Below are 9,034 nucleotides of genomic sequence, written 5' to 3'. Positions count from 1 at the left end.
GTCCCAGGCTGAGGGCTCAGCCTGGGACCGGCAGACAGTGGATAAGCAGGCACTGGATGGCTTCTCGGATCGCGCGTCAACTGCTCACCGGGTTCGACAACAGCACCTCGAACCCCTCCAGAGCGAGCAGCGACCAAGGAGTCACCGTGAGCACCATCCAGAAGATCGCCGTCATCACCGGAGCCAACCGAGGCCTCGGGCGCGCGTACGCCCTGTACCTCGCCAGGGCGGGTGTCGACGTCGTCGTGACCTGTCGGACCAACCAGACCGAGGCCGAGGAAGTGGTCTCCGCCGTCAGGGACTTGGGGCGTTCCGCCGTCGCGCTGCGGCTCGACACCAGCGTCGTGAACACCTTCGCGGGCTTCGCCGAGCAGCTCGGCACCGAGCTCCGGGCGCGCTGGGGCAGGACCACGTTCGACTTCCTCGTCAACAACGCCGGCACCGACCTGACCGCCCCGTTCGCCGAGACGACCGAGAAGGACTTCGACGACCTGGTGGACGTACACCTCAAGGGCGTGTTCTTCCTGACGCAGACCCTGTTGTCGGCGCTTGCCGACGGCGGCGCCATCGTGAACGTCTCCAGCGGTCTGACCCGTTTCGCCGTCCCGGGGCATTCCGCCTACGGAGCCGTGAAGGGCGGTCGAGGTCCTCACCCGCTACCAGGCCAAGGAGCTCGGCAGCCGGGGTATCCGCGTGAACACCGTCGCGCCCGGGGCCACCGCGACCGACTTCGGCGGCGGCATGATGCACGACGAACAGGTCCGCACCTACCTCACCTCGCAGGTCGCGCTGGGACGCGTGGGCGAACCCGACGACATCGCGGGCGCGGTCACCGCCCTTCTCTCCGATGCGAACCGGTGGGTCACCGCGCAGCGCATCGAGATCTCCGGCGGACAGAGCCTGTGAACGGCGGACCGGCCGCGGCAACGATTCCGATGCGGGAGCTGACCGGCAAGACGGCCCTGATCACGGGCTCCGCCCGGGGCATCGGCAAGGCGATAGCCCTGCGCTACGCACGCCTCGGCGCGAACATCGTGGTCAACTACGCCTCCAGCGCGAAGGAAGCCGACGCGACGGTCGCGGAGATCGAACGTCTGGGCGCGCAGGCGATCGCCGTACAGGCCGACACGTCTGTCGTGCCTGACATCGAGCGCCTCTTCGCCGAAGCCGCCGCGCGTTTCGGGCGGATCGACATCGCGGTCGCCAACGCGGGTGTCGAGCTGATCGGCCTCGATTTCCTCGACATCACCGAGGAGCAGTTCGACCGTCTCTTCGCCATCAACACCCGGGGCACCTTCTTCACCCTCCAGGCGGCGCGGCACGTCGTGACCGGCGGCCGGATCATCTACGTCGGTTCGAGCACGACGACCGTGCCGGTCCGCGGCGAAGGACTGTACGGGTCGAGCAAGACAGCACCGCGCTACGCCGTACAGGTCCTGGCGCAGGAACTCGCCGACCGCGGGATCACCGTCAACACGATCCTTCCCACGGCGATCGAGGGCGCGGGCGTGTTCACCGAGCCGGACCCGGGCCACCCGGTCCGGCAGTTCGTCGCCCGGCCCGGGCGCATCGGCCGCCGGATGGGGACCGTCGACGACGTCGCGGACGCCGCCGAGTACCTCGCCTCCGACCTCGCGGCCTGGATCAGCGGCAGAGCCTCCTGATCAGCGGAGGTGCACTCCAGTCACCATGCCGAGAACCCCGCGTGAACCGCAGCACACCGAACGGAGCATCACCATGACTACGACCACGACCGACGACGCGTCTGTGACCGCCGTCGGGCCCGGCTGGGCAAGCCTCGCCTCGGCCGACCCGCACACCGTCGCTTCCTTCTACAGGGCCGTGCTGGGCTGGGCCATCACGGATACCGACGGTCGACTGACCGCATCCGCCGCGGGCACGCCGGTGGCCGACATCGCCGAGACCACCGTGGCCGACGGGATCCCTGGATGGCTCATCCACTTCGACGTCGACGGCCTCGGCACCGCGCTGACCGCCGTCTCCCACGCCAACGGCGCGATCCTGCCCCCGGCCGACGGCGACTGTGCCGAAACCGCGGTCGTGATCGACCCCAATGGAACACGTGTCGCACTCCGCGCGCCTGCCACACGGCACTCCAAGCGGCCCGCACACGGCACCCTCGCATGGGGCGAACTGATCACCGACGACGTCGGCACGTCCGCAGCGTTCTACCGCGAGGCGTTCGGGTGGGGACTCACGGAGCCGAGTGGTCCCCTCGGCCGCCGCGAGTGGCAGACACACGGCAGATCATTCTCCGGGCTTCTTCCACGGCCGCCTGCCATGCCTGCCGAGACCCCCGCGTACTGGGACGTGTACTTCGCCGTCGACGACATCGAGGCCGCCGCGACGGCCGCCACCGAACACGGCGGCACCCGGCTCATGCCGCCGACGCCGATCGAGATCGGCTCGATCACTGTCTTCCTCGACCCCGCGGGCGCCGTCTTCACACTCGTCCAGCTCACCATCGAGGAGGCCGCCGCATGACCGCCGGCACCCACGACAAGCGCGACAAGACCGGCAAGGTCGGCCTCGTCACCGGCGCCGGATCCGGCCTCGGCGAAGCGGCCGCCAGGCGACTCGCCGCGGACGGCGCGCGTATCGTCGTCGCCGACCGTGACGCGCGGGCCGCCGAACGCGTCGCCGCGGAACTCCGCGCCGCCGGACACCTCGTATCCGCGTTCGCCGCGGACGTCCGCTCGTTCGACGACACCGAGCGGCTCGTCGCTTTCACCGTCGCGACCTACGGCGCCCTCGACCTCGCCTTCAACAACGCCGGCATCACGCCCGGCCTGGTCGAGGTCCACGACATCGCTCTGAACGACTGGAACGACGTCATCACCATCAACCTGACCGGCGTCTTCCACAGCATGAAGGCCGAAATCGCCCACATGCTCGAAGCCGGCGGTGGGACCATCCTCAACATGGCCTCCACCGCCGGGGTCATGGCCCACGCCGGGCGGGCCGCCTACTCGGCCTCCAAGCACGGCATCGTCGGACTCACCCGCTCTGCCGCGGTCGAATACGCGCAGCGCGGCATCCGCGTCAACGCCGTCGCACCCGGTCCGATCGACGCCCCATCGGCACGAGCACTCCCGCCGGAGGCCCGCGCCTCCATCGCCGCGAAAACCGCGATGGGCCGCGTGGGCCAGGTCGACGAGGTGGCAGGCGTGGTGAGCTTCCTGCTCTCCGACGAAGCCGCCTTCGTCACCGGCTCCGTCTACGAGGTCAACGGCGGCCAGACCCAACTCTGAACACCGCGCGGCCAGGCTGACGAGCCGTCATGAAAAGTCGCGACGGGCACAACATCGCGCACCATTTACATTCCATGGAATGTACGTGCTACGGTGAAAACATGATTCCACGGAAACAATCTTCGCCGGTGCGGGCGGATGAGGCCGATGCCGTACCGGACTTGCCTGCCCTGTTCGACGAACTCATCCGCTTCGAGATTGAACTGTGGAACGCGGTGGATGCGCGTCTGCGCGCCGACTGCGACCTGCCTCTGAGCAGGTTCGAGCCCATGCGGGTCATCTCCCGACGTGCCCCGTGCCGGGTGCAGGACATCGCCGAGGAGATGTCGATCACCGTCGGCGGGGTCAGTAAGCTCGTGGACCGTATCGAGGCGGCCGGGCACTGCCGTCGCCGACCCAACCCCGAAGACAAGCGCTCCTCGGTGATCGAGCCCACCCCGGCGGGCAAGCGGCTGCTCGCCACAGCCAGCGCGTCATTCGAGGACGAGCTGCGCATCCGGCTCGGCTCAGCCGTCTCCGCTGCTTCCCTGCAGCAGTTCAGCGCCACCCTGACCCAGCTTCGATCAGCCGGTCAGCGCGCCGATTCCACCGAATGACAGACCCGATGGCCGCCACCGTACGGGCCGTCATCACCGCGCTCGTCGATGACAGCAAGGTGACCGCAAGGTCCGGGTGATCCTCCGCGCGCTGCCGGGCGCAACCAGTCGTCACCAACTCACCACGGCACGAGCCGTGGTGCGGCGATCCCAACCGAGCGGATCCGACCGCCGAGACACTGCGCATCGCGAGGGCCCGGCCCTCACAGCCGTCGGCGACATGCCTCTTTGATCAACCACTTCCAGAAGGAGCCAAGTTATGACAAGCCGTCGTTCCGTACTCCGCAACAGCGCCGCCATAGCCTTTGGGGCCACTGCTCTCGGCGCCGTCGTCTCCGCCGGCCCCGCGGAGGCTGAGACAGCGCAGCAGTCCCAGTCGTCGGATTCAGATCAGCGCGACCGATTCGAGGCGCGGCAGTGTGCCGAGGTCGTGGGAGTGCTGAAGAGTTACGAACGGGCGCTGAATGCCGGTGATGTCGCAGGCGTGGTGCGGCTGTATACCGACGACGCCGTGTTGCTGCCGCCGGGAGCTCCGACCGCGGTGGGCATCGATGCCGTGCGGGCGACGTACACCGGCATATTTCAAGCGCTCCGCTTCGACCTTGCCTTCGAGGTCGCCGAGGTGAACGTCGTGTCGTCCGAGTGGGCGTTCTTGCGAAGCGCCTCGACCGGCGTCGTCACCACGCTCGCCGATGGTGCGCAACTCCCGAGCAGTAACCACGAGTTGTTCGTGCTGCACAAGAGTCACGGCCGTTGGAAGCTCGCTCGCTACGGCTTTTCTTCGGTCCTGCCGACGGCATAGCCGGCTGCGCTCTCCGCCGCCGTACGACGACGCCCGGCCGTCGACTTCGGCCCTCTTTCGCCACTCAACGCGGCGCTTGACCGAGCGCCGATCAAGGAAAGGCATGTTCACCATGAGCAAGGCTGGAACCAAGAGGATTCGTGTCGGCATCATCGGCGCCAGTCCGGATCGCGGATGGGCGGCGCAGGCGCACATCCCCGCGTTGAAGACGCTCGCGGACGATTTCGAGATCACGGCGCTGTCCACCAGCCGACGTGAATCCGCCCAGGCCGCTGGCAAGCTCTTCGGCGTGCCTCTCGCATTCGACAATCACCAGGACCTCGTCACCAGCGACGCCGTGGACGTCGTCGCCGTCACCGTGAAAGTGCCGCATCACCTCGAACTGGCGACCGCAGCGCTGGAGGCGGGCAAGGCCGTGTACTGCGAATGGCCTCTCGGCAACGGCCTGGAAGAGGCGGAGACGCTGGCCGCTCTGGCGAGGAAGAAGGGCGTCCTGACCGTCGCGGGTCTGCAAGCCCGTTCCGCGCCGCCGGTCGCGTACGTCCGTGATCTGATCCAGCAGGGGTACGTCGGTGAGGTGCTCTCCACCACGTTGATCGGTTCGGGGATGGGCTGGGGGCCGACGGTGGAACCCTTCAACGCCTACCTCGGCGACAAGAAGAACGGCGCGACGATGCTGTCGATCGCGGTCGGCCACGCGGCGGACGCGCTGTGCCATTGCCTCGGCGAGGTCCAGGAGCTCTCGGCCACCACGACGGTGCGGCGCAAGACCGTCACAATCGAGGGAACAGGCGAAAACAGGCCCGTGACCGCGGCCGACCAGGTGAGTGCCACCGGTCTGCTCCAGGGCGGGGCCGCATTCTCGATCCACTACCGTGGCGGGTTTTCGCGCGGCACGAACCTTCTCTGGGAGATCAACGGCACCGAGGGCGATCTGCAAGTCACCTCTGCCGGCGGCCAGATGCAGATCTTCGACCTGACCGTACGCGGCGGCAGGGGTACAGACTCCTCGCTCGAGATCCTCCCCGTGCCAGAGCAGTACCGGTGGGCGCCGCCGCAAGGCCCGGGCCCTTCCACCAACGTCGCGCAGTCGTACGCACGATTCGCCCAGGACTATCGGGAGGGAACGCATCTGAGTGCCACCTTCGAGGACGCGGTCACGCGCCACCGCATGTTGAACGCGATCGAAACGGCCGCAGCAACTGGCCAGCGCCACATACTCGGTTGATCCTGCGGCCTGCGGAACATGATCACCCTCGGCCCGTTCTCTGAACTCTCACCGATGGCCGATTGCGCCAGGGGGCTGAGTCATCGCGCGGCGTCCGTCCGGTCCTGGGCGTGGGCGCGCAGGAGGAGGGCGACCCAGCTGCGGTAGGGGCGCCAGGCGTTGGCGATCGCCGCGAGTCGTCCCGGACTGTCCGCGGTGGCCGCGTCGAGGCCGTACGCGGTGGCCATCGCTTTGTGGACGCGCGGCTCGTTGACGGGGAAGACGTCGGGGTGTCCGGCGCCGCGAATGAGGATCAGCTCGGCGGAGAACGGACCGACACCGGGGAGTTCCCTCAGGTCGGTGAGCGCGAACTCCGCGGGCTGCGCCCGCAGCCGGTCGGCATCCAATCGCCCGTCGAGGGCGGCGTCGGCGAGTGCGTGGAGGCGCTCGATCTTGATGTCGGTCAGGCCCGGGACGCGGTCGAGGGAGCGCAGCACCGGCGGGGTGGGGAAGGCGTGCAGTTGCCGGCCGGCGACGTCGACGGCCTGGCCGTGCTGTTGTGCGAGGCGGGCTTTGATGGCGGCGGCCTGGGCCTTACGGATGCGGTTGCCGATGATCGTCCAGGCGGCGGCTTCGTAGGGCGAGTAGAAGAGGACGGGGCGCAGACCCGGAAACTCGCTCTGGAGGCCGGCGACGACCGCGTCGTTGTCGGCAAGGGCGGAGAAGCCCGTGGCGTCGACGTCGAGGGAGAGGATGCGGGCGATCTGAGCCCGGGCCGCCTTACCGATCTCAGAGGCGGCGGGTCGGATGACCTCGCCGTCTATATGGACGGTGAACTCCGCGTGCACCGTGCCGGGGGTCCCGTCCGCCGTCTCCTTCTGCCGTACCGCGCTTCCGATGACACAGGTGCCGTCGTCGGAAGGGAAGGCCAGACGCAGGACTCCGTCGGCCGCGTGATCGTAGGAGGCGGGGGTGAAGCCCTCCAGGAACCGGGCGGAGGCAGCGAGGGAGAACGGGCCTGCGGGGGTGAAGGAGGCGGCCGTCACGGTCAGACTCCGTGGGCGGTCAGGACATAGCCCTCGGGGCCCACGAAGGAGAACATCGGACCGAAGGGGCTCGCGGAGACCGGGGTGAGGATCTTGACGTCGTTGGCGGTGAGCTGGTCGTGCAGGGCCTGGGCGTCGGGGGTGGAGAACCACAGGGCGACACCGAGGCCGGGGCGGCCGGCGTCCAGGTCGGTGCCGGGCAGCGGCTCGCGTACGGCCAGCGGGACGGGCTTGGTGTCGAAGACGATCGCGCCGGGGGGCGAGGCGGGAGTGCGGCGCAGGCCGAGGTTCTTCTCGCAGAAGACGGCGGCCGCCTCCACGTCACGGACCTGCAGGGCGATGAAGTCGGGGCCGTCGATGCCGATGGACATGGATCCTCCTCGAATGAATGTCAGGACTTTGACATAAGGCAGCTTAGGAGAGCCGACCACGCATGTCAAAATATGGACATGAACGACGCTTCGTCAGTCGACCCCCCGCACCCCGCCAAAGACGTGACCGAGCACGCGGGCTACCGCCTCAAGCGCGCACACGCCGCACTGCGCGGCGCCATGGACCAGGTGCTGCGCGACCATGACCTGACTGTTCCGCAGTACGCCTGCCTGGAAATCCTCGGCGCACGCCCGGGCCTGTCCAACGCCGACCTCGCCCGAGCCACCTTCGTCACGCGCCAGTCGATGAACGTCGTCCTGCGCGGGCTGCAGGACACCGGCCTGGTCGCCCGCCCCGACACCGTCGAGACCGGCCGCGCCCGCCCCACTCACCTCACCGACGAAGGCCGGCGACGGCTGCAGGCCGCGCAGACATCGGTCTACGCCGTCGAGACCCGCATGATCCGGGCCATCCCCGCGAAGCGCCTTACCGCTCTCCTCGACGACCTCGACCGTATGGCGCAGGACCTTGAGGAGTGACGTGCCGCCGCAACGCGGTGCGGGAAGCAGTCCGACTCGATGACGCGATGCTCTTGTCGCCGAGTGTGGGTGGCGGTTTCAGCTGCTTCGGTCTCCAGCGGCCGGGGCTGTCGCCGGTTCGGGACGGTGGACGCCGCGGGGTCGGTAGCCGAGAAGGTCGGAGAGGCCGATGAGGTCGGCGAGGGTCCATACGATGGCCAGCCACATCTCGGTGCCCTGCAGGCCCGGTTCGCGGCCGGGGCCGCCGCCGTCGGCCGGGGGTCCGAATCCGAAGCCCTGCCCCGGGTGCCAGCGGGGCAGGGCGGCGGCGAGTTGCCCGGCCGCCCAGTGCCGGATCTCCGCGTTGCGGTGGCTGGTCTGGCGGGCACAGAGCCACAGGGGGTGGGCGACATCAAGGATGTTGCAGGCGTTCTCGCGTCCTGGAGTGAAATGGCGAAGGTCGCGGCTGTGGTCCAGGACAGTGTCGATGACCCGTTCGGGATGCGGGACGGGCAGGCCGAACTGGGCGAAGGATCCGCGGGTGAGCCGGTAGTAGCCGTTCACCTGCTGGAGTCGTCCGGTGCTCGGTGAGGCGGCACCCCACAGACCGGTCCAGGGGTCGACGCGGGTGAGCAGCCAGCCGAAGAGTGCCTCCCGTGCGCCGGAAGCGGGCGGTTCGTCGTCCCGGCGCAGGTTCCAGTGAGCGGCGGTGGCCCAGGAGTCGATCCAACTGCCCGCGTGCCAGGCCCGGTCGTGCCAGGGCAGAGCGTCGAGGCGGTGGACGAGTCGGTCTGCCGTCATGGTGCGGGCCATGCCGATCGGATGAGTGAAGGAACTGCCCAGCAGGTCCAGCGCGTAGCCGACGGACAGCACGTGGTACTGCGCCGCTCCGTCGTCGACGAACCCGTCCGCAGCCGGCGGCGGGAGCGGGCGCGGCAGTCCGGTCGCCGGGTCGGTCTCGGGCACCAGGCCGGTGTGCGGGTCCTGGGCTGCGCGCAACCGCTCGATATGGGAGGCGGCCGTGCCCTGCTCGGGGACGTCCCCGAGCAGCAGGTCCGCGATCTCCACCGCGTCGCAGTGGGCCCGCACGGTGGGTGCCGCTCCCGGGCGGTCGACGTAGTGCCCGCCGCCCGGAGCATCCGGGGCCCAGCAGCGGGCGATGAGGCCGGCCGCGTGGTCGGTGGCCGTACGGCCGAACTCGGCGAGCTGCTCCGCGAGTTG

9 protein-coding genes and 2 pseudogenes are annotated in these 9,034 nt (G+C 69.1%); 8 read left to right on the top strand and 3 right to left on the bottom strand.

The features are described from left to right. Positions 1–155 precede the first annotated feature (155 nt). The 7 genes and pseudogenes from ACFWP5_RS50350 to ACFWP5_RS50320 all read left to right on the top strand — a co-directional run bounded on the left by ACFWP5_RS50350 (position 156) and on the right by ACFWP5_RS50320 (position 5,898). Positions 156–906 (top strand): annotated as a pseudogene (locus ACFWP5_RS50350) (SDR family NAD(P)-dependent oxidoreductase). A gap of 29 nt (positions 907–935) precedes the next feature. Then, complete coding sequence (locus ACFWP5_RS50345; RefSeq protein ID WP_384173488.1) at positions 936–1,664, top strand: SDR family oxidoreductase; 729 nt, start codon at positions 936–938, stop codon at positions 1,662–1,664. Between the two features lie 73 nt (positions 1,665–1,737). Next, positions 1,738–2,505, top strand: coding sequence for a VOC family protein (locus ACFWP5_RS50340; RefSeq protein ID WP_384173485.1), 768 nt, complete (start codon positions 1,738–1,740; stop codon positions 2,503–2,505). After that, a complete protein-coding gene (locus ACFWP5_RS50335) occupies positions 2,502–3,272 on the top strand; it encodes an SDR family NAD(P)-dependent oxidoreductase (RefSeq protein ID WP_384173482.1) in 771 nt (256 codons plus the stop codon). The genes ACFWP5_RS50340 and ACFWP5_RS50335 overlap by 4 nt, the downstream gene beginning before the upstream one ends. A gap of 101 nt (positions 3,273–3,373) precedes the next feature. After that, on the top strand, positions 3,374–3,868 hold the full coding sequence (locus tag ACFWP5_RS50330) for a MarR family winged helix-turn-helix transcriptional regulator (RefSeq protein WP_384173479.1): 495 nt from the start codon (positions 3,374–3,376) through the stop codon (positions 3,866–3,868). 259 nt (positions 3,869–4,127) lie between these two features. Further along, positions 4,128–4,670, top strand: a complete 543-nt coding sequence (locus ACFWP5_RS50325) for an SgcJ/EcaC family oxidoreductase (RefSeq protein ID WP_384173476.1) — start codon at positions 4,128–4,130, stop codon at positions 4,668–4,670. A gap of 103 nt (positions 4,671–4,773) precedes the next feature. Continuing rightward, a complete protein-coding gene (locus ACFWP5_RS50320; protein ID WP_384173473.1) occupies positions 4,774–5,898 on the top strand; it encodes a Gfo/Idh/MocA family protein in 1,125 nt (374 codons plus the stop codon). Positions 5,899–5,978: 80 nt separating this feature from the next. Here the strand turns inward: ACFWP5_RS50320 and ACFWP5_RS50315 are convergent, their stop codons facing one another. After that, positions 5,979–6,923: a DNA-3-methyladenine glycosylase family protein gene (locus ACFWP5_RS50315; protein WP_384173470.1), complete on the bottom strand. Its 945-nt coding sequence runs from the start codon at positions 6,921–6,923 to the stop codon at positions 5,979–5,981. Positions 6,924–6,925: 2 nt separating this feature from the next. After that, positions 6,926–7,294, bottom strand: coding sequence for a VOC family protein (locus ACFWP5_RS50310; protein WP_384173467.1), 369 nt, complete (start codon positions 7,292–7,294; stop codon positions 6,926–6,928). A gap of 78 nt (positions 7,295–7,372) precedes the next feature. Here ACFWP5_RS50310 and ACFWP5_RS50305 point away from each other — a divergent pair, with 78 nt between their 5' ends. Further along, positions 7,373–7,834 carry a MarR family winged helix-turn-helix transcriptional regulator gene (locus tag ACFWP5_RS50305; RefSeq protein ID WP_384173464.1) on the top strand — a complete coding sequence of 154 codons (462 nt, stop codon included), beginning with the start codon at positions 7,373–7,375 and terminating at the stop codon, positions 7,832–7,834. Between the two features lie 78 nt (positions 7,835–7,912). On the opposite strand, the pseudogene ACFWP5_RS50300 reads toward ACFWP5_RS50305, so the two are convergent. Then, positions 7,913–9,034, bottom strand: a pseudogene (locus ACFWP5_RS50300) (acyltransferase); the annotation flags it as partial.

The organism is Streptomyces sp. NPDC058469 (genome assembly GCF_042721125.1).
Lineage (GTDB): Bacteria > Actinomycetota > Actinomycetes > Streptomycetales > Streptomycetaceae > Streptomyces.
The sequence above is the reverse complement of the archived record's forward strand: the minus strand, read 5'-3'. Positions and strand labels throughout refer to the sequence as shown.

Bases quoted from the DNA above. Each gene is read 5' to 3' on its own strand.
- ACFWP5_RS50310 (WP_384173467.1), bottom strand. From the start codon at position 7,294: ATGTCCATCGGCATCGACGGCCCCGACTTCATCGCCCTGCAGGTCCGT.
- ACFWP5_RS50340 (WP_384173485.1), top strand. From the start codon at position 1,738: ATGACTACGACCACGACCGACGACGCGTCTGTGACCGCCGTCGGGCCC.
- ACFWP5_RS50325 (WP_384173476.1), top strand. From the start codon at position 4,128: ATGACAAGCCGTCGTTCCGTACTCCGCAACAGCGCCGCCATAGCCTTT.
- ACFWP5_RS50335 (WP_384173482.1), top strand. From the start codon at position 2,502: ATGACCGCCGGCACCCACGACAAGCGCGACAAGACCGGCAAGGTCGGC.
- ACFWP5_RS50345 (WP_384173488.1), top strand. From the start codon at position 936: ATGCGGGAGCTGACCGGCAAGACGGCCCTGATCACGGGCTCCGCCCGG.
- ACFWP5_RS50330 (WP_384173479.1), top strand. From the start codon at position 3,374: ATGATTCCACGGAAACAATCTTCGCCGGTGCGGGCGGATGAGGCCGAT.
- ACFWP5_RS50305 (WP_384173464.1), top strand. From the start codon at position 7,373: ATGAACGACGCTTCGTCAGTCGACCCCCCGCACCCCGCCAAAGACGTG.
- ACFWP5_RS50320 (WP_384173473.1), top strand. From the start codon at position 4,774: ATGTTCACCATGAGCAAGGCTGGAACCAAGAGGATTCGTGTCGGCATC.